The sequence below is a fragment of the Aneurinibacillus thermoaerophilus genome, from assembly GCF_900099925.1.
Lineage (GTDB): Bacteria > Bacillota > Bacilli > Aneurinibacillales > Aneurinibacillaceae > Aneurinibacillus > Aneurinibacillus thermoaerophilus.
In genome coordinates, this window is the sequence record NZ_FNDE01000005.1 from 1 (window position 1) to 23,506 (window position 23,506).

22 protein-coding genes and 1 riboswitch are annotated in these 23,506 nt (G+C 45.3%); of the genes, 7 read left to right on the forward strand and 15 right to left on the reverse strand.

The features are described from left to right. From BLR88_RS04175 to BLR88_RS04205, 7 genes are all read right to left on the reverse strand, one after another. A partial coding sequence (locus BLR88_RS04175; RefSeq protein WP_139184906.1) for an IS200/IS605 family accessory protein TnpB-related protein occupies positions 1 to 518 on the reverse strand: 518 nt, incomplete at its 3' end. Positions 519 to 1,012: 494 nt separating this feature from the next. Then, positions 1,013 to 1,738 (reverse strand): ABC transporter ATP-binding protein, encoded by a 726-nt coding sequence (locus tag BLR88_RS04180; RefSeq protein ID WP_091260004.1) that lies wholly within the window; start codon positions 1,736 to 1,738, stop codon positions 1,013 to 1,015. Continuing rightward, a complete protein-coding gene (locus tag BLR88_RS04185; RefSeq protein WP_057898759.1) occupies positions 1,731 to 2,549 on the reverse strand; it encodes an ABC transporter permease in 819 nt (272 codons plus the stop codon). Before BLR88_RS04185 ends, BLR88_RS04180 begins: the two co-directional genes overlap by 8 nt. Position 2,550: 1 nt before the next feature. Continuing rightward, the gene (locus tag BLR88_RS04190; protein WP_057898758.1) at positions 2,551 to 3,078 is read right to left on the reverse strand and encodes a nitrous oxide reductase accessory protein NosL; all 528 of its coding nucleotides are present in this window, start codon (positions 3,076 to 3,078) and stop codon (positions 2,551 to 2,553) included. After that, entirely contained in the window at positions 3,075 to 4,418 is a 1,344-nt protein-coding gene (locus tag BLR88_RS04195; protein ID WP_162265018.1) for a right-handed parallel beta-helix repeat-containing protein, read from the reverse strand. The genes BLR88_RS04190 and BLR88_RS04195 overlap by 4 nt, the downstream gene beginning before the upstream one ends. 138 nt (positions 4,419 to 4,556) lie before the next feature. Beyond that, a complete protein-coding gene (locus tag BLR88_RS04200; RefSeq protein ID WP_057898756.1) occupies positions 4,557 to 5,204 on the reverse strand; it encodes a response regulator in 648 nt (215 codons plus the stop codon). Positions 5,205 to 5,207: 3 nt separating this feature from the next. Then, positions 5,208 to 5,999: a sensor histidine kinase gene (locus tag BLR88_RS04205; RefSeq protein ID WP_091260005.1), complete on the reverse strand. Its 792-nt coding sequence runs from the start codon at positions 5,997 to 5,999 to the stop codon at positions 5,208 to 5,210. A 397-nt stretch (positions 6,000 to 6,396) separates the two neighbouring features. On the opposite strand from BLR88_RS04205, the gene BLR88_RS04210 reads away from it, so the two are divergent. The 5 genes from BLR88_RS04210 (at position 6,397) to BLR88_RS04230 (ending at position 11,252) form a co-directional block, all read left to right on the forward strand. Next, a complete protein-coding gene (locus BLR88_RS04210) occupies positions 6,397 to 7,311 on the forward strand; it encodes a sulfite exporter TauE/SafE family protein (protein ID WP_091260007.1) in 915 nt (304 codons plus the stop codon). 93 nt (positions 7,312 to 7,404) lie between these two features. Then, positions 7,405 to 7,507, forward strand: a riboswitch (TPP riboswitch). Positions 7,508 to 7,645: 138 nt separating this feature from the next. After that, complete coding sequence (gene tenA, locus BLR88_RS04215; RefSeq protein WP_057898753.1) at positions 7,646 to 8,338, forward strand: thiaminase II; 693 nt, start codon at positions 7,646 to 7,648, stop codon at positions 8,336 to 8,338. Next, complete coding sequence (locus BLR88_RS04220) at positions 8,335 to 8,934, forward strand: ECF transporter S component (protein WP_057898752.1); 600 nt, start codon at positions 8,335 to 8,337, stop codon at positions 8,932 to 8,934. The genes tenA and BLR88_RS04220 overlap by 4 nt, the downstream gene beginning before the upstream one ends. Next, positions 8,912 to 10,528, forward strand: coding sequence for an ABC transporter ATP-binding protein (locus tag BLR88_RS04225; protein WP_091260008.1), 1,617 nt, complete (start codon positions 8,912 to 8,914; stop codon positions 10,526 to 10,528). Before BLR88_RS04220 ends, BLR88_RS04225 begins: the two co-directional genes overlap by 23 nt. Next, on the forward strand, positions 10,479 to 11,252 hold the full coding sequence (locus tag BLR88_RS04230; RefSeq protein ID WP_057898750.1) for an energy-coupling factor transporter transmembrane component T family protein: 774 nt from the start codon (positions 10,479 to 10,481) through the stop codon (positions 11,250 to 11,252). The genes BLR88_RS04225 and BLR88_RS04230 overlap by 50 nt, the downstream gene beginning before the upstream one ends. Positions 11,253 to 11,428: 176 nt before the next feature. Here BLR88_RS04230 and qhpE read toward each other — a convergent pair whose 3' ends face one another. The 8 genes from qhpE to qhpC are packed head-to-tail and all read right to left on the reverse strand — an operon-like array spanning position 11,429 to position 20,371. Beyond that, on the reverse strand, positions 11,429 to 12,157 hold the full coding sequence (gene qhpE / locus BLR88_RS04235) for a subtilisin-like serine protease QhpE (RefSeq protein WP_057898749.1): 729 nt from the start codon (positions 12,155 to 12,157) through the stop codon (positions 11,429 to 11,431). After that, positions 12,129 to 13,817, reverse strand: coding sequence for an ABC transporter ATP-binding protein (locus tag BLR88_RS04240; RefSeq protein WP_057898748.1), 1,689 nt, complete (start codon positions 13,815 to 13,817; stop codon positions 12,129 to 12,131). The genes qhpE and BLR88_RS04240 overlap by 29 nt, the downstream gene beginning before the upstream one ends. A gap of 10 nt (positions 13,818 to 13,827) precedes the next feature. Next, a complete protein-coding gene (locus tag BLR88_RS04245) occupies positions 13,828 to 14,823 on the reverse strand; it encodes a peptidase U32 family protein (protein WP_057898747.1) in 996 nt (331 codons plus the stop codon). Between the two features lie 31 nt (positions 14,824 to 14,854). Next, a complete protein-coding gene (locus BLR88_RS04250; protein ID WP_139184907.1) occupies positions 14,855 to 15,847 on the reverse strand; it encodes a hypothetical protein in 993 nt (330 codons plus the stop codon). A 5-nt stretch (positions 15,848 to 15,852) separates the two neighbouring features. Further along, on the reverse strand, positions 15,853 to 16,920 hold the full coding sequence (locus BLR88_RS04255; RefSeq protein ID WP_139184908.1) for a YncE family protein: 1,068 nt from the start codon (positions 16,918 to 16,920) through the stop codon (positions 15,853 to 15,855). Then, the gene (locus BLR88_RS04260) at positions 16,917 to 18,380 is read right to left on the reverse strand and encodes a radical SAM/SPASM domain-containing protein (RefSeq protein WP_091260011.1); all 1,464 of its coding nucleotides are present in this window, start codon (positions 18,378 to 18,380) and stop codon (positions 16,917 to 16,919) included. Before BLR88_RS04260 ends, BLR88_RS04255 begins: the two co-directional genes overlap by 4 nt. A gap of 19 nt (positions 18,381 to 18,399) precedes the next feature. Then, complete coding sequence (gene peaA / locus BLR88_RS04265; protein ID WP_091260013.1) at positions 18,400 to 20,034, reverse strand: quinohemoprotein amine dehydrogenase subunit alpha; 1,635 nt, start codon at positions 20,032 to 20,034, stop codon at positions 18,400 to 18,402. A gap of 16 nt (positions 20,035 to 20,050) precedes the next feature. Next, positions 20,051 to 20,371, reverse strand: coding sequence for a quinohemoprotein amine dehydrogenase subunit gamma (gene qhpC, locus BLR88_RS04270; protein ID WP_057900312.1), 321 nt, complete (start codon positions 20,369 to 20,371; stop codon positions 20,051 to 20,053). A gap of 229 nt (positions 20,372 to 20,600) precedes the next feature. Between qhpC and BLR88_RS04275 the strand changes: the two genes are divergently transcribed. Then, positions 20,601 to 21,335 (forward strand): response regulator transcription factor, encoded by a 735-nt coding sequence (locus BLR88_RS04275; protein ID WP_254778215.1) that lies wholly within the window; start codon positions 20,601 to 20,603, stop codon positions 21,333 to 21,335. 118 nt (positions 21,336 to 21,453) lie between these two features. Beyond that, positions 21,454 to 23,502, forward strand: coding sequence for a sensor histidine kinase (locus BLR88_RS04280; protein WP_217639374.1), 2,049 nt, complete (start codon positions 21,454 to 21,456; stop codon positions 23,500 to 23,502). The last annotated feature ends 4 nt before the right edge of the window (positions 23,503 to 23,506 follow it).

The following is a 23,506-nucleotide window of genomic DNA, read 5'->3' on the forward strand; positions in this document are numbered from 1 at the left end:
CGGAACAAACCATCTACTACTTCTCGCTTAGGCGATCCGTAGATACGTGGGTTTCTGAATTTCAAACGGCAAGGACTGAATCCGGTTTTCATACAACACTTTGGACAGTAGATTCGCCGCACCGTGAATGTCCCGATGTTGGGTATAGCCGCACCACGCACGTTCTTTTTCGCCCCGCAAACCGGACAGGTTTGCGATGTATAACGTTCCTCGCGCTTGTGGAGCATGATGCCTTCCGCCTTCAGTTTGTACGTTAGGTACTTCTTTACTTTCCCAACCTGCCACTGGCTCATTCGCTGATTGTGGCAGCGAGAACGTTTCTTTTTCTTCTTTCGCTGGACACCTTCGACATCTCCAAGGTAGACTTCGTTCACTTGCTGGGCGACCACCCATTCGACAAACTGTTTCGTCGTTTTATGCAAGGCATCCTGTAACTGGCGTTTACTTTTAGAAAGAAGATATTGTTTGGCTCGGTTGTACCGCTTCCACTGGCGGTTGTATTTCTGGCACTTGCTCATTTTTCATGGTGGAGCGGGATGCGGTAAAAGCGACTTTTACGGTTCGAATCATTCGAATCACCTTCTTTCTCACTACGAACGTACATTCCCAGTGTACAACGAATAGAAGGGAAAAAGAAGCACGATTCATCTCCCACCTACGCCGGAGGCGTGGAGGAAGGGGACTTCTCGCGTGTTATGTTAAAAAATTTCCGTTAAAAATGGGAACCCAAGCATTTTCGGCAGGTAAATATTCGATAAATACTTTCCCTCTGGCATCAAGCTTCTTTCTTCAAACCTGCACCTCAACTATTTTTTAACATGACTCCGTTCTGAGTTTTCTTGTCAGACATTGCACAGCAGATATGGTGCTCTAAGATGTTATCCTGGCTTAATTTTAGAATATCCGCCAGGTTTATCACCTTCGTATTATTATACATTATTTTGGATCAGCTTATCGGACATCGGTGTAGCTTTTGTATCTTCTTTTTCCCAATCATAATCAAGCAGACCAATCATTTTTCTTGACCGCTGAACAGCTCGGAAAAAGCCGCATGTAATCCAAGGGCGCCATATCTTTTCCGAAACTCTTCTATCGTACCTTCCTGAATGATCTTCCCATTTCGTAGAAATATAACCCGATCTGCAATCGCCTCAGCAACATGAAGCTGATGAGTTGAAAAAAGCACGGCATGCCCTTTTTCCTTAATCCCTTTGACAAGACGAACAAACGAATCCATCCAATACGGATCAAGTCCGTTTGTTGGCTCATCCAACACAAGCAGTGGCGGGCGGGACAATAATGCCTGGGCGAACAATAGACGCTGCCGCATTCCTTTTGAAAAAGCAGAAACAGGTTGGTTTTTTACCTCTTCTAATCCGACCCATTCTAATGTTTCTAAGATCTGTTCTCTCTCAACCCCTCGTAATTTCGCCCAAAAAGTCAATGTCTCTATCGCCGAAAGGGCATTGCCAAATTGATAATCATCCGGCATATATCCAATATATTGCGCATAACGTTCACGTTCCTGCTTCCATTGTATCCCCTTTACAAAAATGCTGCCTTTTGAAGGCTGCGACAATCCTACAATCATGCGTATGATCGTGCTTTTCCCCGCTCCGTTACCTCCACATAAAGCAATCACTTGCCCTGGAAACAACGTCATATTTATAGACTGGACAATGGTCTGGTTCTCAATCATCTTATAAACATCTTGCACTTGCAGCACAGGTTCAGTCACGTAAGCGTCCCCTCTCCCAAAGCACAACAGCCAAATATATTGAAAATCCAACCCACATCACACATGCCCACAGAAAAACAAGTATTCCACTGGGATGATTGATCCATTCAACCCATTGATAATACTCCGGGCCAAGAACAGAACCCCCTCCCAATTTCACGATAACAAATAAGCGAACAAGTTCTGCAGGATTCATTAAAGTTAAACATACAAGTGCTGGCTTAATCCAAAGATACGGAAGCAATCCTAAAAAGGAAATAAGAATCATTGGCCATCCGATAATGGTAAAAAACCAAATACCTACACAAAAGGTTAAAGCTTGCCAGCGGTTTTTAGCCAGCGTACCAACGATAAGAGCAAGCGCTAGAAACAAAAAAATAAGCAGCATTGAAAAAACAAAAAACAGTATATAAACAGGAAAAGCAAACGATTTTCCAATCAAAGCGCCAATTATGCCTATTAATCCATATCCAAAACTAATAATAACCAGCAAAACAATCGTTAAGCCTATGTATTTTCCATTAATAAAGGAAGCTGTACTCATTGGATACGTAGACAGGAGCTGCCAGCTTCCTTCTTCCTTTTCTCCGGTTAGAGAAAAGGAACCAAGCAGCAGTGTCATAAGCGGTAGCAAGTATAAAATAAGATTTAGCATCGTTCCGGTTGTACTTGAGTAACCTTCAATGAAATTTTGTGTGTTAATGAGGAGCAACGTAAAGCTAAAAAAAGAGAAAAGAGCCATAAACGAATAGGCCCATGGATTACGAAATCCCATTTTAATTTCTCTGAGCGCAATCGCATTCGTATGCATCTTATGAATCCGCGCCTTTCTTATCCATCTTCATACTGTCGGAATGGCCGTGCTTCATTTTGTGCATCATATCCATGTTGCGCTCCCATGTATGAGAGTGTAAGTCATTCGCGTTCATTAGCTTTCCTTTTCCTTGCCCATTCAAAAACGTTTGTGCTGCTCCCTTGTCCTTAAATGAATAAATTCCATATCCCATCGGTGTTTTGAACGTTTTATCGTAAATAAAAGAGGCTTCTTTAAGAGGAACCCATTCTTTTGTATTATAGTCCCGGACATATTCGGCTCCTACTTGTTCTGTTCCGTTTTTCTTCTCCCACTCATTCAGGCAACCAATATCGTCAAATTTCAAGGCTTTTCCATCTTTAAGAATGATTTCGGTCGAATGTTGATTGTCCGCTACTTGCATATTACAAACTGAACATTTATCCACATTCTCCTCAATGCTTACAGGATGATACTCTTTGGTTCCACAGCCTGATAATAAAGCGATGGACAATACTGATGCCATAATAAGCCCTTTTTTCTTCATATTCTTCTTACCCCCAAATAGAAAATTGTGCTAATAGATGCTACAAACAAAAACACGCCCATCCATAAAGTGTTTTTCGATTGTAAAGAACGGTGTATATCAGTAGTCAAAGGTGGTCTTATCAATGGTGAAGTATCTTTTGTCCAGGAATCCTGATTTGTCATAAACATACTTTCTAAAAAAAACATTCCTGGAGATTGGAAAAATAACTGATAGGCAGGAACCGCTTCTGTCAGCTTTTGAAAGAAAGGGTTTATCGCATAAGGAATACTGCTATGACCTGTATTCGCCATATCAATTCCTTGAAAATTGTCCCAGTAATTCTCTTTTAGTTGATTGTTGCGACTATCAATTCCTTCAGCCTGAATGACATTCGCATAAAACAGGTTGCTGTGGCATGTATTCTGCTGAGCATTTTTAAGCTGCAAACCAATAAAATTTTGATGAATCACGTTATTCCTCAGATCGTTGTTTTGAGATTGCTCAACATACATGCCAACGCGGTTCCCTTCCAATCTATTTCGCTCAATAATAGACGTTTGCACATCATACAAAAGCAATCCTTGGGAATTAACATTTTCACTCTGTTTATAAAATGTGTTTCCAATTACCTGGGTGTTTTTTGCCCCCATAATCATGGCCCCTGTTACATTATAGGAGCCTACATTATGACGAATGATCGTACCGTTTGTGTACATACAATGAATGCCATATCGTGAGTAATCAATACGATTGCTTTCCACTTGATTCAAATTACTATTTTCGAGATAAATACCATCATGCAGGTTCACAACCGTATTTTCTATGATGTTGTTTTGATGGGATTTCCATAAGTCAATGCCGTTTCCTTTTTGCGACATTTTAGCGGGTGGTTCATCCTTTTGTTCCAACCAAATAATCCGTGTTTCTCGAATCGTATTATGGCTAGCATTGCTCAATTGAATTCCAGAAGATTTTGTTTGTATCGCTAGATTTTCCAGGATATTATCATTTCCTGTTATAACAATCGCCGCCGATTCTTTAGATAAAGAATCAACAATCTCTATTCCGGTAAGACGACTGTGATCTGCTTTTATTTGAATAGCAGGCTGCTTGCTTTCATTTCGAATGCGAACCTTACCATTTACTACTTTAAGATGAAGAGGCTTGTCAATAATGATGGGGCCCTTATAGTCTCCAGCCTGTATCAGCAATGTCTCACCAGGTTTTGCAAGTCTGATCAGGTTTTGGAGATTATCTGGGGAACCCTGCTCATTTGCACTCCCTTCTTGATTGGAGAGAAAAGAAAAGATACATATAAAAATTAGACCTTTTATCAGTTTATGGGACAATTCGTTCACCTGCCTATAAACATCCAGTCGTAATTGACACCTCTTCTATTTTAAACCTGTAATAAGAACAGAAAAATGGCCCGAATGAGTCATCTTTGCACTCATCTTCTATGATTTTTCAACGTTACCTTTTATGCCGTTCTTTACTTATTCTACTGTCAACCCATGCCGAACAGCATAAGCAGCCAGCTGTACACGATTATCAAGATGAAGCTTTTCTAACAAATTTTTTATGTGATTTTTTACCGTATTTTCCGCAATCATAAGACGATTCGCTATTTGTTTATTCGTCTCACCTGCCGCTACCCAAGAAAGGATTTCACGTTCTCTCGGCGTCAAAGAACCCGGATCCGGTTCATTAGATGTCTTCTTTGTACGAAAACGATATAACAATCGATTGGCTATTTCTCTCGATACTTCTACATCCTCTCCAAGCAAAGCATGAAGGTATTGTATCCAATCATCCGGCTCCATATTCTTCAATAAATACCCCTGTGCACCGAATTGAATAGCCGTAAACAAATCCTTTACATCATCCGAAACCGTCAGCATGACAACATGGATTCTTGGATAAGCCATTCTGATCTTCCGAACCACTTCCAGCCCATTTAACCGCGGCATATTAATATCGAGCAAAAGTAAATGAGGCTGAAGCTCACCACAAAGCTTAAGAGCTTCCTGTCCGTCGGCAGCTTCTCCAACAATAAAAAAGACTTCGTCGCTCTCCAATACACTGCGGATGCCTGCTCGTGCTAGCGGATGATCATCTGCAATAACTACTCGATATTGCTTCATTTTTTACTTCTCCTTTGTCACAATTAGTTCTGTTCCCCGCGTCTCTCGCTTAAAGAGACGAAAGCTTGCTCCTAGCTGTTCTGCTCGTTCCTTCATCATGAAAACACCATAGTTCTTTACAGATATTGCAGCGCTATCAAACCCACACCCATCATCGATAATTTTCAATTGCCATCCCCCATCTCCCCCTTTAAATTCAATGATTACATGAGAAGCTCCAGAGTGCTTCCGAATATTAGCAAATGCTTCTTGAATAATAGCAAAAAGCTGTATTTCTTCTTTTGGCGTAAATAATTTATGAGGAAGCTCAATGTCTTCCTTTACATCAATTCCTGTTAACGCACTCCACTCCGAAAGCCACTTTGCCAGTCGAGAGGTAAGTACATCTCCCTCCTCAGGTAAAGAACGCAGATTAAAAATCGCCTGTCGCACATGATTATCGATCATTGAGACAGCATGCATTGCCTCATCAATGTGTCCTTGCTTGAGCTTAATATTGAGAAAGAAAAGAGTTTGCGCAATTCCATCATGAAGTTCAGAAGCGAGCCTTTCTCTTTCCTCATACACAGCCCTTTTCGCTTGTTCCTGTGCTAATCGTTCATTTGTTGCACGAATAATACGAAACATCCATACAGAAAATAAAAGGGAAAGAATAAATGTAAGAATTGTGATATATAGATTTCCCGTTTCCATAGATAAATACTCCAAAAGAAATTCATGACGTATATATTCAAATCCACCTATCAGCAACGTAGGCAAAACAACGGCAAGTACTTGTAAAAGACGATAAGACATAAAGCGTATTCTCCTTTTAACGTTAATCTTAAGTATCTATTTTTATAATAACTGAGTCCTTCACAGATTAAGATAGCTCATCTGGGCTATCACTTTTACTGTAAGAGATGCTATCATTTGCTGCCCGCCAAAGTAAAAACTTCAGGTATCTCCAAAACAAAAAAACACCATCCTTCGTCCCGTTGATTAGAAAAAGAATCGTGTTTTAATATGCGGCCTTTCATCAACCCATCAAAAGACCTTGTTTCTTGGTTCTGTATCTTGGACAAAAAATAACATGGTTATCCAACAGGAACCCCCTTCTATTTCATCATCATATAATACGCATGAAATGATGAAGGATAAAAAAATGTGAACACTTCATAGATAAATTACGTTTATTTAAAGGAGGAGCTTTATGCAACGACTTATCATTTTTGCCATCATTGGATTTTTTGCCCAGTTAGTGGATGGCTCATTAGGGATGGCATATGGAGTCACTTCCAGTTCATTGTTACTTCTATTCGGCATTTCCCCTGCGGTTGCATCTGCTTCTGTTCACATGGCCGAAGTGGTCACTACTGCCGCTTCAGGTGTTTCCCACATTCGTTTTGGCAACGTGGATAAGCGAACCGTTTATCGCCTTATTCTTCCTGGCTCCCTTGGTGCGTTCATCGGTGCTTGCTTTTTAAGTAACTTGCCTGGAAATATGGTTAAGCCTTATATCGCGATTTTCTTGTTTTCTCTGGGTGTTTATGTTCTCTTTCGATTTTTGCTCGCCGGGGTTAAGAAGATTCCCGCCGCTCAAACTAATCGCACTCCAAGTAAAAAATTACTGGTTCCGCTCGGCTTCATTGCGGGATTTGCTGATTCTACAGGAGGAGGTGGCTGGGGGCCTCTTGCTACGCCTGTCTTGCTGTCACGCAATGAACTTGAACCTCGCAAAGTAATCGGTTCTGTAGACACCAGTGAATTTGTTATCGCCTCTTCTGCTACTCTTGGCTTCCTCATATCATTAGGCTTGGAGCAATTCCATTTGGGATGGGTATTCGCATTGATGATTGGAGGGGTGGTAGCTGCTCCAATCGCTGCTTGGCTAGTCCGCAAGATTCCATCTGCCATTCTTGGAGTATTAGTCGGGGGACTCATCATGATTACCAACCTCAAAACATTATTCGAAACCTTTGGTATAAGTTCCAATCATGTTCAAAATTTGATTTATCTTTTTTTCACCTTCATTTGGGCAGGTACTGTAGCATATAACATTTTACGCCACCGAAAACAGATTCAGCAATCAAAGCAAACGGAATGTTTGGCAACCTGTGAGAAGTAATGGAACAAAAAACCGGAATAAGGATTACACGTAAAGAAAGCATTGACAGATAATGAATAACCTGTTATGCTACGAGTAATTTCATAAGAAAAGAATGTCCACTAGGGGTGCCGTTTACGGCTGAGATAAGGTTTTCCTTGATCCCTTTGAACCTGATCTGGATAATACCAGCGTAGGGAAGTGGCAGCGACGAATCATAAGCCGGAATATGCCTTCCGGTTTGTCTGTCTTTGTCTCGCGTGCCGCTCTGCTACCAGGGCGGCTTTTTTAGTCGAGAAATGGCGTCCACAGTTGGGCTTTCTACATTTTTCATATTGTTCAGGGAGGAATGATTATGTCATTTACACAACAATTACGCGAGGCGGCCGATCCGATTTTTGAAGCGATTTTCCAGCACCCGTTCGTACAAGGACTAGCAAACGGCGATCTCAAAAAAGAAGCGCTCATTCATTACGTTAAACAAGACTTTGAATATTTGAACGCGTTTGCCAGAATTTATGGTATCGCCATTTCCAAATGCGAATCGCGCGAAGATATGCAGATGTTCTGCGACCAGCTTCCTGTCGTACTGCACGGAGAAGCGCATCCGCACAACAATCTCTGCCGCGTCGCTGGCGTGCGTTACGAAGATTTGCAAGGGTATCCACTTGCGCCAACGGCCAGCCACTACATCCGTCATATGCTCACGGTAGCGCATGAGGGGACGCTCGGCGAAATTTTGGCCGTGCTGCTTCCCTGCCCGTGGACATACTTAGAAATCGGGCAAAAACTGATGCGCGAAGTAAATCCAGACTCTTCCCATCCATTCTACGAATGGATTACGTTTTACGGCAAGTCAGTTGAAATGACCGTAACCGACAAATTTCGAGCACGACTTGATGAATGGGCATTGAATGCATCCGATAAAGAAAAAGAAAAAATGAAACAGCATTTCCTGACCAGTTGTCAACTGGAATACGCGTTTTGGGAAATGGCATACACGGAAGAAGCATGGCCGGTGAAAATCGGGGAGGCAGCGCGCCGATGAACTGGAAGATGCGTGAAATTGTGCTGGCCGTCGTTCTCTCGATCGCCTGTGGTGTATTATATCTTGGCTGGTCCACCCTCTGGTTGCCCATCTCGGCGCTGGTAGGCCCGGTCGGTGCGGAATTTATGTTCGGCGTATGGGTCGTGGCCAGCCCTCTTGTCGCTTTTATCGTACGCAAACCGGGAGCCGCACTCATCGCCGAAGTGGCCGCAGCTGCTGTTGAAGTGTTCACCGGCAGCCACTTCGGCCTCTCTTCCCTGCTTATCGGCATCCTGCAGGGGCTTGGCGCCGAAATCGCGTTTTTCATGTTCCGTTATAAAAAATATTCGGTGCCTGTGTTAATGCTGTCCGGGGTATTGGCCGCGATCGGAAGCATGGTATATAGCTTACTGGCTAACGGGTTTGCCTATTATACAACCGGTGTGCTGCTCGCCACATTCGGCCTCCGCGTCATAAGCGGTGCCATTCTCGGAGGCCTGCTTGCAAAGATCATTGCCGAATCGCTCGCAAAAACCGGCATTCTTTCTTCCTATGAAATGATGAAACAACGCAGACACCACGGTGGTGACCCGTATGACTCCGCATCTGGCGTGTAAGGATGTCTCCGTCCGATTCTTTGATTCTCGCTTTTTTACGTTAAAGGATGTTACCCTCTCCATTGAGAAGGGAGAAAAAGTTCTCTTCCTCGGACCGAGCGGTTGCGGCAAGTCGACGCTTCTTGCCGCGCTGGCCGGCCTTATTCCTGGCTCTATCGAGGCGGAAATAACAGGCGAAATCGTCCGTCCGGACAGAATTGGCATCATGTTTCAGGACCCTGACGCACAGTTTTGCATGCTAACGGTCGGAGACGAAATCGCATTTAGTTTGGAAAACCGCTGTGTGCCCCGGAACCAGATGGATTCACTCATCGAAAAGGCGATGGCACAAGCTGGGCTATCTTTGCCGAAAGATACTCCCATCGCCACGCTATCTGGCGGAATGAAACAGCGGCTCGCGCTCGCCTGCCTGCTCGCTTTGGACGCGGACACGTTATTTTTCGACGAACCAACCGCCCAGCTCGATCCGCAAGGAAGACAGGAGATTTTCGAGTTATTGCGATCTTTTTCCGATAGCGACGTTACAATGGTATTTGTTGAACACGTGCTGGACGAATTAATTGACTGGATGGATCGCGTCGTTCTGTTCGATGCTGGCGGCCGCCTTATCGGCGAAGGTACGCCAGAGGACGTGCTGTCCTTATATGGGAAAGAAATGGAAGAGGCCGGAATTTGGAAGCCGCGCCTCTTTCCTCATACAATGGAAGAAATATGCGCCGACCCTTCCCACCCTTTACAAACAGAGTGGTCGTCCCAACTCCAGCGAAGCAAGGCGAAGCATACAACTTCCTCTCTGAGAACGAATGAACCGGTTTATACGGTGCATGATCTGTCGATTTCCTATGGAAAAAAACAAGTGCTCACTTCCATCAACTTCTCGCTGCATGCGGGGGAATGGGTGGCCATAGTCGGAAAAAATGGGGCCGGAAAGAGCACATTGCTCAAAGTGTTGGTTGGCTTGGAAAAATGGAAGCAGGGCGACATTCTGTTTGCAGGCCGGTCGCTAAAAAAATGGCCAACTAAGGCATTGTTCGAACAAGTCGGCTTTGTTTTTCAAAATCCAGAGTTGCAGTTTGTAACCGATCGGGTATATGACGAAGTAGCATTCGGCGGGAAAGTAAGGGGCTGGAATGAAACAGCGCTGCATGAGAAAACGATACGGTTGCTTCAGGAGTTTGCGCTTGAACCGTTCAGCGAAAAACATCCATTTACATTAAGCCAGGGACAAAAGCGCCGGTTAAGCGTGGCTACTATGCTTTTGTTTGACCAAAAAGTACTATTGCTGGACGAGCCTACGTTTGGTCAGGATGCAGGCACGTGTGCGCAGCTTCTTTCCCGCCTCCAACAACGCAAGGAACAGGGTACATCGATTATCATGGTTACCCATGATATGGATCTGGTAGATCAGTATGCGGATCGGGTGCTGTTGCTTGACAATGGAACCATACAATTCGACGGTACACCGTACGAGTTGTTTTCTTCTCAGCTTCCCCTTCCCGGCCTGATTCGTCCGCTGCCGTACGAATGGGAAAGGAGGATAAAAGATGACGCACGATTCGGGCTCGTTTCTTACGCGCGTGAATCCATCCGTTAAGCTAACCGCACATCTTCTAATTATGATGTTTCTAATGACCATCGGCGATCCAGGTACATCTGCCTTACTCTGGCTACTTTCGCTTATCATCGGTGTCGCGCTCGGAGGCTGGACATGGCAGTATATAAAACGACGCATCCTGCCATATCTCGGCTTCTTTGTTCTCGTATTCTGGATGCTGGCTGCTTTCGGCAAAGGCGAGGCAGTACTGTGGCAGTTCGCCTGGTTTCGGATCACGGAAGAGGGCGTCTATCATGGTTTGGTCATCGCGTTCCGAATGCTCGGTTTCGTAACATACGGTCTACTATTTACATCCACGACCGATACAACGCAACTTGTCATGAGCCTAATTCAACAGTACAAACTTTCTCCAAAATGGGGATACGGACTGATGGCAGGGATGCGGTTCATTCCGCTATTTGAAAGCGAGCTGAAACAAATGAAAGCCGCGCATAAAATCCGCGGTTTTCATACGCAGGGAAAGCTGAAGGCTTTTGCACGCTATACGCTACCTTTATTCGCGCAAGGCATCCGTAAAGCAGAACGGGTGGCTGTGGCAATGGAAGCAAGAGGATTCAACGGTTCCCGCAAGCGGACGTATTATCATACACCGATCGTGGCGAACCTGGACTATCTGTATTGTACTTTTCTCTTTTTGGCCGTATTGGTTATTACATTTTCCTCTTATTTATTTGGATGGTTCACCTGGGTATGGGATTCATAACATGCACACAAACCAGCTCGATCATTGGGCTGGTTTGTGTGCTCAGCTTCCTTTCTTTTGTAAAAGATAAAACCGTTTATCTTTGTACGTTCTCATAGACAAAATCCCCGAATCCGGCAGACAATAGTAGAATTCGAGGATTTTTGCTTTATAGTTGGCGAAAAAAATGAGGCAGGCTACCCTATTAGAGAAAAATCAAACGTTAATAGTTTCTTAATCTCCCGTGACGAACGAAGCGCATACTTTTCCATCCACTTGGCGATAAATCCGGTCATATGAGCGGCAGCGAAGCTATGCCCCTGCAAATTAAATTTTTGCAGGGGTCCTTCCAGACGCTTGGGAAGTCCAAGAGCGGAAAATGACACCGGCTCATCTGCATGATAATAAAACTCATCGGCCCGGCAATCTTCACTTGCTTGCACCGCGAATACAGACGGATAATAACCGGGCCACAACAATCCCCGCCCTTTATCACAAGCGGAAACAATCACGATTCCCGCCCGCTCTGCTTTCTCGCACACATCCCGCAACTCCTTAACATCGCGGCGGACACCAAGACTCAAGTTAATGATATGCATTCGCGCGTCGATACACCATTCGATCGCGGCACATAGTACCTCAATGTGCGCGCTCAGTGTCTCGTGAAAAATTTTGACCGCCCAAATCTCAGCATCCGGTACATGTTCGTACAACACACCAGCCACCGCCGTTCCATGTCCTAGCCGATCGTGATAAGCATCCGATATTCGGATCATCCCTTCGTCCGACACATGGAACGCAAGACCACCGGCGACCTTTCCGATATGGGAATGATGCGCGTTCACTCCGCTGTCAATCTGGGCAATACGTATGTTTTCGCCTCTTCCCCAAACCTGTTTAGCCATGTCGCCTTTCCAACGCCGCATTCTCATTCCCCCCTATAGACGAATGAACACGTTCAAGCAAACCCCCATCCTCCATGAACCAAATCCGATCCGCCCATCCAATATGTTGCATACGATGGGTAATCATCAACACCGTCTTGTGCCATAAATGCCGGCGAATAAATGAAACAATGTCCTGTTCCATCTTCTCGTCAAGATGGCACATCGCCTCATCGAAAATAAAAATATCGGGGTCTCGCAAAAATGCCCGGGCCAGCGCCAGACGCTGCTTCTGTCCCGTCGACAATGCCCTGCCGCGTTCTCCTAATTTGCTATTCAGTCCCTCCGGCATCTCCATGATTTCCTGCCATAATCCTACCGCCACAAGCGCCTGCTTGATTTCTTGTTGTGAAAACGAATATGCGCCCATTTGCAAATAATCGACTACCGTTTCATGCCATACCGGCGTGTCATGTGTGACAAGACATACGCGACGATTCCAGGAGTCGCGCGTAAAGGTTCGGATATCGATACCGTCGCAATAAATCGCGCCGGACACCGGAGTATACAGTCGCGCCAGCAAATCAGCAAGCGTGCTTTTTCCAGCCCCGTTCGGCCCGACAATCGCTACCTTCTCTCCTTTTTTTACGGAACAAGTAATCTCTTGTAAAATATCGCGTTCCTCTTCATGGCGAAAACGCACCCGGCGAAACTCTAAAACGGAGCGAAATTCAGGCATGACTTGCGTCCCATCTTCTTGCACAGGCAAATTCAGAAGCTCCTGAACCCGCACGATCGCGGCTTTTCCTTTTTGAAAACGAATGTACAATTGGGCAAACCCCTGAACAGAACTGAAAAATTTCGCCTGGTATGCGCTAAACGCCAGCAACGCGCCAAGAGTCGTCTCGCCCGCCAGCACTTTTCCCCCCAGTACACTGACCGTACCGATGGTCGAAAGCAAAATCACCAACTGTGGAATGCCCTGCGCGCAACCGGAAAAAAACGTAAGCTTCATATGTTGGCGGTTTATCGTTTGCAACTCGTTCCTGTATTTTTCGGCGCACCACATTTCCAAACTTCCGGCCTGGATAAAGCGCAGCGAAGACAGCGTATCGAATAAAAAGCTTTGATTGCCGGCGGACAGCTTGCGCAACTGTAAATTCTCCATATACAATAAATGGCGAAATTTTTGTAAGCCGACCAGCAAAACGGGCAAGAGCAAAAAACAGCACAGCGCCATCGACCAGTCAAGATAAAGCAGGAAACCAACTTCCAAAACAACATTCAGGCTGACAATCACCGTCTGCAATATCCAATCGGTATACATACGCTGCGCTTCTCCCGCATCTTCATTCAACCGGGAAATGGCATCTCCCGCTCTTTTTTTGGAAAAAGCGCATAAAGTCGTACTCAACAGCCGCTCATACAATGCGCCTCTTATGTTTGCTGCCATATGCAAATGAACGCGCAGATGATAATACTTCGTCGCCAGGAAAAAGACATACATTAGCAAAATACACCCGATCCCCCACGCCAGCGCAAGCGAAAACGGATACGCGCGCTGGATAAACACCCGGTCAACGATAAACTTTCCTATCATTGGCTGCAACGCCAATAAGACGGTGGCGATCATATTCAGCCATAACATCAACAACAGCGATTTCCAATATGGAACAATAAAAGCGGACAGCTTTTGCGGCATCCTGCACCTCCTATCTGTAGTAGCACATCAGCCCTGACTCGCAGAAAGAAGGCTGGTTTCTCACCTTTTTGGCAAAGCGCTGCACGTCTTCCGCTTCTTCCTGCGCCCGCACGCGGTCTACTACCGCTTTTACCAGCTGTACGCTCGCCAGTTTCCGATAAGGAGAGCCTTCCCTTCCGACAATTTTCAACGAATCCACTCCGGCCCGATACAAAGCGGGAAGCGCGCACAGACCGCACGGGCCGAGGGGAAGCCCGTCTTCCGCGAGCTGGCAGCCGCAATCATTCACAAACCAGACAAACTCACGGTAATCCTGCACTTGTCTTGTCAGCATCTCCACCTCGGCGGGTTCCAGTATCCGATCGCCGTCCGTCGGTATGCCGATATATTCCCACTGGCTCTGGGAGCAAAAGGCGCCGACCCGGTTATGGGTTGTATGGCAAAAACTTTCTTCATATACACACCCATCGTTTAAAATAAACATTTCGAGCTCGATCTCACCGGCGGCCTGCTTCAGTCTTAAAACTTCATCTACCTGTACCGTACGCGGCAGTACAATCCTGCTTGCTCCAAGCTCTCTGTACAGTTCGATACTTCCGACATTCAGCGGCGCTGCCAGGCTGCTCACATGAAGATTGGCCCGCGGCACATGATGCTTGATGGCCATCATGAAACCAATATCGCTTACAATGAAAGCATCCACCCCGATGCTCTCCGCGCAATGCGTAACCAAATCCAGCAACATCGGGTATTGTTCCTCTACGTAATATGGGGCGTTCAGCGTAATATAAACCGGAATCCCGTACCGATGCGAAACATCAACAATACGTCGCAATTCCTGAAAAGACAGGACGCCCGCAAACGGATTCCGCCGATTTATCCACACGCCGGCTGAATATTTCTCCATCCATTCCAGCGGAGTAATTCCACAATAAAATTCTTCGGCACCGTTTTCCGCCAGCATTTCCACTTCCTGCGCCGAGCCTAATGGAGCTAGTATTTTCATATGTCTGTCCCCTTCCTCCATCTTTTGGATTTCACACGGGAATCCGCGGGCTGTATACCACTCTCCCACTCTCCGCTTTGGCCATGTTCGCTAATCCCCGCTTTACGATATCCCGGTTATGGGTATAAAAAGCGGTGTTGCCTTTTTGGAAAATGCGATGCCTCATATCCGGGATGTGCCTGTTTTTCAGCTCAAACGTATAGCGTTGACATTGCTGTCGGCAGTTCGGATCACCGCGAAACTTATCTTTTTTTTCCGCTTCCATAAATCCCACCATACAGGCGCTCCCGCTGGCCACGCAGCCGAACGGAAAATGAAAGGACAGCATGTACGGCGATGAATATTCAAGCAGCGCATGCTCCTGAATCAGTTCATCAAACTCAAGTCCTGCCACATTCCCCTCCTGCAAAAAACGTCCAAACCATTCCGACAACAACCCGCTCCCTGCAAACACACGGCGAGCGTCTGTTGGCGCGTTCTCATCCGCATAATAATCCGCTACCCGCGGATCCCGAATCGTCCTGTTTAACAATCGTCCTATCACAATACGCAAAACGGGAAAATGCTTGCGGATATGGTGATATACCCCCCAGTCATTAACTACAACTTCAAGCGGCCGCTCTTCCTTTACAGCCATTGTCTGCAAGTAAACAAGAATTTCAGGCAGCGCCTCAAATTTCACGGTATGGACATACGGGATGACAAACGTAAACGCCAGACCGTGCTCCTGACTATATGCAAGTGCTTGCTTTACAGCAGTGAGAGAAGGAAGGCGATACTGGCAAAATTCAGATCCAAAGTACAAGCGATCAGGCTGCCGCCTAGCCCCGCACATTTGCTCCCATACCGAAAAAAACATCGTCTGCATATTTCTCTCTATTTCATTTAAATGCGTGCAAGCCGACCACGGTTGCCTCGAAAGCTCCAAATCCCGCAGCGATTGGATCGCGACCGCAAATTCTTTCATGATATATGCACCTTCCTTCCGTTTCATCGGCGGCGCCGCCATATGAACCGTAAACAAAACAGTTAGTTACGAATCGCCTTTACTTTAATATCCATTCCGTCTGTTGGTGTTTTTAAAATTTTCTCTACATTCAAATCTGTATCCGCGATAATAAAGTCATTACCGCCACCGCCTAAATAAATCTTCTTTCCATCTGTGCTCATGTTAATGCCGTAAATCGTACCTGTAGGTGCTTTTACGTCTTTTATCACATGCCCGGTTTTTGCGTCTACTTTATACCAATGGTTCATAATGGAATATCCGTAACGTTCGTCCGGATCGATAATGGCAGAAAACATACCGACAGGCTCTTTGTCAAAGTCTTTCTTTTTGACTTCTCCGGTTTCCAAATTAGTCCAGCTCATTCCTTCTTTCACCGTTCCATCCGGATAGGTGGTCACCGTCGGGAAAGAATTAAACTTGCTGTTATCCCCCCGCGGAAAAAGCAGCAAAACATTCGTAGAACCATCCTTGCCGTTTTTGATTCCTTCCTTTTCTTTTAGCTGCCATTGCTTCGTATCCAACGTGTAAAGATCATATCCCCATACAAACAATGTGTGCGGATCATTCTTTTTAAATACCATGGCGTGAATGCCGTAAGGAGCTTCCAAATCGCGCGTAACCTTTTTGGTTTGCAAATCGATCTCGATAATTTTGCTTGGAAGCGCCTTGAAAATATTGGTTCGTTTTTCCCCTTGTGTCACAAACGCATACGCTTTAGAGCCATCCGGAGATATCGCCGAACCCCATACCCGGCGATCCAGCATGCCCTGATCCGTTCTTCCTGTCAGATTGATTTCATCCATCACTTTGTTTTGCAATGTGTCAATCACATACAACGTCGTTCGCCCATTTGCGAGCAACAACGCCTTTGTCCCATCTTCCGTAAAACTCAAATCCCGGGTCGGTCCTTTGACTTTAACACTGGCGATAACTTTCGGAATCGCAGGATCGATCACCGTCAGTTCGCCGTATCCTGTCACAAATACCCGTTCGGTGTACCCCTGAGCTGTTGTTGTATGTGCGCCGGAAAAGCTGAACATAAGCAATGTCAACCATATGCTAAGAACAGCGATTACTTTTTTCATCACGAATGACTCACGCACCCTTCTTTCCCGATGCCGGAAATCCGATCAAGAAACGCTGGATTTGCCTTGGCAATTTTGACATATGCTTTCAATCCGATCACCATCCATTCGTGCATCCATTCACAGTAGTGTGCGTTCGGGCGACGAAAATCCCCCTGCCGCTCCATCGCTTCATAATAACAGCCTCCTGAGCAAATATGCTTCAGGGCACACATCGTACATGATTCTTTCCGCTCTACATGCAGCTGCTCCAACATCTCCCGTTGACGTTCGCGCTGAATGCCCGAATAAATATCGCCCATTTTAAAACGTTCATCCTCATTAAAACGATGGCACAAATACAGTCCCCCGTCGGGACTAACAGCAAAAAAGCCCAGCCCTGCCCCGCACCCGTACGCTTTATTTGTTCCGATATGGAGTTCTTTTAGCAAATTGGTTAAGTTGGAAAATCCGAGGTAACGTCCGTTGACCGCATGCTCCACATATAAGTCGGCAATGTCTGCGAATTGCCGGAGCAATTCTCGCAACTCTTCACCGTTTAATAGCAGGTTTGCATCTGTTTCGGTAACAGGAGCGAATCCTACTTCATAAAACCCTTTGGCCAGCAAATGTGAAAGCGACGTTTCCACCGCCTCAAATCCTCTGGATACGGTCACCCGCGCACCAACCGGAGCGGTGCGGTGGCCTTCCACCAGCCGCTCCACATTTTGGCTCACTCGCTCATACGATCCTTGTCCTCCAGCGAAGAGACGATGCTTGTCATGCGCTTCTTGCGTACCGTCCATGCTGACCGACACCCCTATGGAATACCTATTTAAAAACGCAATGCGCTCAGGTGAAAGCAGCGTCCCGTTCGTGGTCAACGAATAACTAATTTTTTTGCCATAAAGTTCGGCTTGTTCCGTGCCGTACTCAACCAAATGCTGTAGTACATCCCAGTTTAGAAAAGGTTCGCCGCCAAACAATACAATGGTCACTTCCTGTTCATGAAAACTGTTTTCCATCAGAAAATGAACAGCCTGCTCGGCTACTTCTTTGGATAAATATTTTTTCGGGGCACCGTATTCCCCATCTCCTGCATAGCAATACGTACACCGCAAATTGCATTCATTGACCAGATGAACGACAAGCGTTTTTACAGGCATATTATCTGTTTGGCGGGGAGCAGAAGGGGTGCGGGAAAACACCCCCTCACCCTCCGCGCCTTCATCGTGCACGATTTCCATTTTTGCCAGCTCTCTTATGGCTTCCTGCCATTTTTCGTCCCTTTGCATTTGAACGGCATACACATCTTCTGCCAGAACCGTACAATCCCCTATGGGTTGCCCATGCTGTTTAGCGAAGGAAAGAAATGAAGAGGCCGCCTCATCCAATTCCATAATATTCCCTGTTAAACCATGAAATAAGTAATGATGTCCATCAACGAAAAAGTCAATATAATTGCGAATCTGCATCGTTCCCATAATATCCCCCCTTTTTTCGTTAATTTACAATATTATTGTAGTCAGGCACCGTTACGATAAGGTGCGTTTTTCCGATGAGTGTTTTTCCACCGCTTTCATATTTTGCGATAACGGTTGCACTTCCTACATTTTCTGCGGTAAACACCCGTTTCGCATTGGTTCCTTCCGTTCCCGGAGTAAACAAGCCGCTTTGATCTATCTTTCCGATATAAGCCAGATCCTCGCCCTTGTTTCCTTCCGGATACGGAGCAAGCGACCATTTAGCTTTGACCGGCATCAGTTGCATATCATCCGCCGTTCCTTTCTTTCTGTCCGGGCCATTGCTATAAGCGTATGCCACGAATTGGGTGCTTACTTTATGCATCGGTCCAGCCCCTCCTACCCGCGAAACGGCGTATGAAGGCGTCACCTTGACATAATCCACACGGTGATACACCGCAAGCTTTTTATGGCTGATTACCTGTCCAGATCCGATAGCAAACGAGCCTTCGGCAACGTTTTTGCCCACCGCTACCGTGACTTTTATTTCTTCATTTGATACGGGCGTTATTTTTTGCACGGAAACACCCGCCGGAAGCCGCATATCTTTTGCCGTAAGTTGCTGCAAATTCATCCCGTATAATGTAATGTCCTGCGTTTTTCCCCGCTCGATCGCCTGCGGTTCCATATGAATAATCTCCGGCTTTTCCGTCTGCACCTTATAATATATCTCTTCCCCCGTAATGCCCGGATCACTTGCATCAGACCAATCTCCCTTAATGACCGTTCCACCTTCCAGCACATTAAACGTACCGGTGAGCTTCTTTTTGTCCTGCTGATACTGCGTCCTTAGCGCATAACCTGTATACAGGCGCGCCTGTCCGCGCATAGTAAGTGAACCCGGTTCATGAAGATATCGGATGGTTTTTGTTTCCACAAAACCGTCTTTGTCTTTCACGAATTCACTATCCCCAATGTATGTCCCTTTTGTGCCTCTAAATCCGACGACTTTCCATTTTCCCTGCACATCATAACCTTTTCCTTTCCACTGCCTCCACTCTTCTGTTTCCAGCGGATATTGCTCAGCAAGATAGCGAATGGCCGCATCCGCCACCACCGGCCAGTCCATATGACGATGGTTCAAATAAATAGAAGGAAGCATGACGAGATGGAAATCTTTCAAATTTTTCCATTCTTCTTCGGTCCGTCGCTGGGCCATGAAACGCCCACCCGCATGACAGGTCATACATGCGTTTTGTACATTTTCATTCTTTACAGATTCCGTATAGGATGGTTTATTTGCCGTCCAATACTGCACAGCTTCGGCTTCCTCAGGAGCAAGGCCACGCTCCGCGCTTAAATCTTGAATCAATTGCCGCCGCTGCTCATCGGTCAACTTCAACCCGTGAATCCGTTCCATTCTGGCGATCGTTTGCGACCATCCTTCCGGCGTTTTCCGCATGTACTCGATGCGTGCCAGCTTTCCGTTTTCATCTACCGCATGGCAGCCCATACACGACGCTTCGACTTGTTTACTGACATGGACGGCGCCTTCAACCTTCATAACTGAAGCGCTTTCTTTTACGTCCGACTGATTTTGAAACCAAATAAAAAGAATTCCTAGGCAACCTACCACAAGTAACAGTAAAATCACGCGCATGCTTGTTTTCTTCATCGCCTCTCCCCTCGCACTACGGCTTTACATACTGCAATTTTCGCCAATCGTTCGCCGCAACCGGGCAAACATCAGAGTATGTGCTATAATTTGTAAGACCATCAGGCACTTGCGCCGCCCACCAGCAATCGCCATAACATCCGTAAATATCGCGATAATGCGGCTGGCAAAGGCCATCAAGCACCATCCCCGAGAAATCCGTCTCCCATCCCGGGTCAAACAACGTGGAGCATCCCATCGGCAGCAAAGCCAGCCCTTCCACTTCCGGCTCTTTTTTGAGATCAATACGTTTTTCCAGTTGTTTTCCTTTCCAGTTCAACGGTTTGATATGTTTCACTTTACACTCCCCTTCCAGTTTAAACTTTTTAAATAGTTTAAACTTTGTAAGACAAATTAGCGTCACACTTTCATCAAAAAACGATAAACTTTTTATCAACTTCTTTTGATAGTTCTCCTATAAAACCTTTATATTTTTCAAAAAAATTTAAGCAATAGTTGACTTATGAGGTATAATTATAAGAAAATTTCGATAAAGAGATGTACATCTCAGAAAGCGATGTCGCTATATGGATACATCAAGTCAAATGTATAAAGAGGTGAACGAAATGGAGCCTATACTCATTGTAGAAGACGATAAGGATATTCAAAAACTGCTCTCTACTTGCTTTGAACAAGAAGCCTTGCCGTACTCCATTACTTCGTCAGGCCTCGAAGCGGTGGAAAAAGTTAAAAAAAGCTCCCCTTCCCTTATCCTTCTTGATATTATGCTGCCGGATTCGGATGGTATTGAAATCTGCCAGCAACTCCGTATGCTCACTTCTTGCCCGATTATTTTTTTAAGCTGCAAGAATAAGGATACCGATAAAGTGTTGGGATTAAGCATCGGCGCGGACGATTATGTGGAAAAGCCTTTTAACATTAGCGTACTGATGGCCCGTGTGCGCGCCCATCTTAGGCGAAACCGCATTTTGCAAAAGTTTCAAAAACAACAGACAAAACAGCATATTCAATTCGATAATATTTGCATTAATCTTCACGCAAGAGAAGTTTACCGCGACGGAAAAAGCATTCCTCTTACCGCTAAAGAATTCGATTTGCTCGCATTTCTGGCGCAACATCCGAATCGGGTCTTCTCTGCTGAGCAACTGCTTGATCATGTGTGGGGAATGAATACGTTAAGCGAGAAACGAACCGTCGTCGTCCATATCTCAAGTCTCAGGAAAAATATTGAAGAAAACGCTCTTCAGCCAAGATATATTCTGACGGTCAGAGGAGTTGGATATAAATTTGCGGCTTTTTAACATCATACGTAAATCTTTTTTTCTTAAAATCGTCTGTTTTACGACCTTGCTTTCCTTTATTCCGTATGTCCTGCTCGGTTGTTATAGTTTGATCCAGGTTCATTCGCTGTCGAGCACAATGGCAAACGAACAAATTCAGAAAACGATTACCAATGTGCTCATGCAAAAATTGGCGTTACTAGAAAAGGAAACAGAGATCAATAATGCTGAATTTACCAAAATCGAACACAATTTAAAACTGATTCGCAAGCAAGCCGAATATTTATTTGCGAAAAAGTCCGATTTTATAGCTTTGCGCAAGCCAACGATCACGTTACAACGGGATCCGAAAGGGTATTTCTTTTATCCTGATAGGCAAAACTCCCGTTTTTTTCTCAGCGCTTTGACCCCTATAACGAAAAATGTGCAAAGCGATTTGGAGATCGTATCTCAGTTGGAACCATTATTAAAAGAAACGGTGCAAAACGAACCAGGATTAAAAGCCGCCTTTTTCGGCTTTGCTGAATTCGGATTTTTTATCTATCCACCGATAAACGCTGAATATGAAGTGTCCACGGGCCGACTTCCTCCTGATATTCGGATCCAACAGTATGAGTTTTATTATATTGCGGATGCCGAGCATAATCCGGAACGGGCGGTAAAATGGACCCGCCCGTATGAAGATGTTACGCATTGGAAATGGGTAGTAACAGCTGTCATTCCTGTATATTCGCCAAACGGAGTATTACAAGGAGTTATTGGGGTGGACTTTCCGCTTGACCGTATGGTACGCAAATTTCTCGATTTCACTTTCACTGAACCGAATGCTTTCGCCTTTATCGTAGACGAGAATGGCCATATGATCGCCAGCAATCAGCCATCCGGGCGGAAGTTGTCCACCCCTCTTCCCGGTTTTGGAAGCTCTTCGGACGCCTTCAAACCATACATAGAAAAGATGAAACAAAAGAAAAAAGGCATCGTGAAGATGGCTACAGCAGAGGGAAACGCGTATCTTTTGTTTGCCAACATTCCCAGCAGCAGATGGATGATGAGCTTTTATATCCCCGAAGCGGATATTGCGAATCCTATTATCGCCGAAACGAAAGTGCAAATATCTTCGCAAATGAAACAATTCGTCATTCCGTTTTTGTTCTTTTTGTTCGTCGGCGCGTTCCTTCTCATTTTCTTTTCTTATCGTTTTTCGCGAACGGTAACCGAGCCTGTGAAAAATTTGGCCATAGCGCTAAAACAAAGCGGGAAAGGTCATTATCATCAGGAAATACCGATTACCTCACAGGATGAAATCGGCAATTTGACGAAAACGTTCAACAGGATGAGCCAAACGATTGAACAGCTCATCGCAGAACTGAAGAAGCGGGCAAATGAACTTGAAGAAAAAGTAGGGGAACGAACAAAAGAGTTGCAGGAAGCGAATACAAAACTAACGGAAATGTATGAGAAGTTGAAGGGAGCAGAACAGGCGCGGGCGGAACTTATTGCACAGGTATCCCATGATTTAAAAACGCCGCTGACAACCATTAAGGGATATTTGCAAGCTTTGCATAAGTACGAATTTCCGCCGGAGAAAGAACGAGAATTTATTCGCACGATTCCCACCCGAATTAATCATACGATTCAATTGATTGACGATTTGTTTGAACTTTCTTCTTTGCACATGGATCAGCTGTCTTTTCAAAAAGAATGGATAAACCTCGATTTCTTAATCGACTATGCCCTGGAAATGGTCATCGCAGAGTTCGCGGAACCGAACATCGACGTTTATACTTCATACGAACCTGAATTGCCGCTCGTATTTGTTGATCCTGCGAAAATCAACCGCGCGCTCGTAAACATTTTGAGCAATGCGGTGAAATATTCGCGGGAAAAAGAAAAAATCCGCATCGAGATTGCGTGCTATCAAAAAGGAGAGGTTATTATAACGGAAATTAAAGACAATGGCATGGGGATATCAGAAGAAAACATGGAAAAAATTTTTACGATGTTTTATCGCGAACCGAAAATGAAAGAAGCGAAAATAACCGGGAGCGGGCTGGGAACCAGCATCGCGAAAGGTATCATCGAAAAGCATAACGGTACCATTTCGATTACGACAAATTCCGATGTTGGCACTACAATTATTATCTCTCTTCCAGTTATGCATATGGAGAAGGAAGATAGCAGGAGTTAAGAAA

Coding starts and splice junctions, on each gene's coding strand:
- tenA (WP_057898753.1), top strand. CDS start 7,646: ATGTCATTTACACAACAATTACGCGAGGCGGCCGATCCGATTTTTGAA.
- BLR88_RS04245 (WP_057898747.1), bottom strand. CDS start 14,823: ATGAAAATACTAGCTCCATTAGGCTCGGCGCAGGAAGTGGAAATGCTG.
- BLR88_RS04200 (WP_057898756.1), bottom strand. CDS start 5,204: ATGAAGCAATATCGAGTAGTTATTGCAGATGATCATCCGCTAGCACGA.
- BLR88_RS04275 (WP_254778215.1), top strand. CDS start 20,601: ATGGATACATCAAGTCAAATGTATAAAGAGGTGAACGAAATGGAGCCT.
- BLR88_RS04225 (WP_091260008.1), top strand. CDS start 8,912: ATGACTCCGCATCTGGCGTGTAAGGATGTCTCCGTCCGATTCTTTGAT.
- qhpE (WP_057898749.1), bottom strand. CDS start 12,157: ATGCGGCGTTGGAAAGGCGACATGGCTAAACAGGTTTGGGGAAGAGGC.
- BLR88_RS04240 (WP_057898748.1), bottom strand. CDS start 13,817: ATGCCGCAAAAGCTGTCCGCTTTTATTGTTCCATATTGGAAATCGCTG.
- BLR88_RS04220 (WP_057898752.1), top strand. CDS start 8,335: ATGAACTGGAAGATGCGTGAAATTGTGCTGGCCGTCGTTCTCTCGATC.
- BLR88_RS04230 (WP_057898750.1), top strand. CDS start 10,479: ATGACGCACGATTCGGGCTCGTTTCTTACGCGCGTGAATCCATCCGTT.
- BLR88_RS04210 (WP_091260007.1), top strand. CDS start 6,397: ATGCAACGACTTATCATTTTTGCCATCATTGGATTTTTTGCCCAGTTA.
- peaA (WP_091260013.1), bottom strand. CDS start 20,034: ATGAAGAAAACAAGCATGCGCGTGATTTTACTGTTACTTGTGGTAGGT.
- BLR88_RS04205 (WP_091260005.1), bottom strand. CDS start 5,999: ATGTCTTATCGTCTTTTACAAGTACTTGCCGTTGTTTTGCCTACGTTG.
- BLR88_RS04280 (WP_217639374.1), top strand. CDS start 21,454: ATGGCAAACGAACAAATTCAGAAAACGATTACCAATGTGCTCATGCAA.
- BLR88_RS04260 (WP_091260011.1), bottom strand. CDS start 18,380: ATGGGAACGATGCAGATTCGCAATTATATTGACTTTTTCGTTGATGGA.
- BLR88_RS04185 (WP_057898759.1), bottom strand. CDS start 2,549: ATGCATACGAATGCGATTGCGCTCAGAGAAATTAAAATGGGATTTCGT.
- BLR88_RS04190 (WP_057898758.1), bottom strand. CDS start 3,078: ATGAAGAAAAAAGGGCTTATTATGGCATCAGTATTGTCCATCGCTTTA.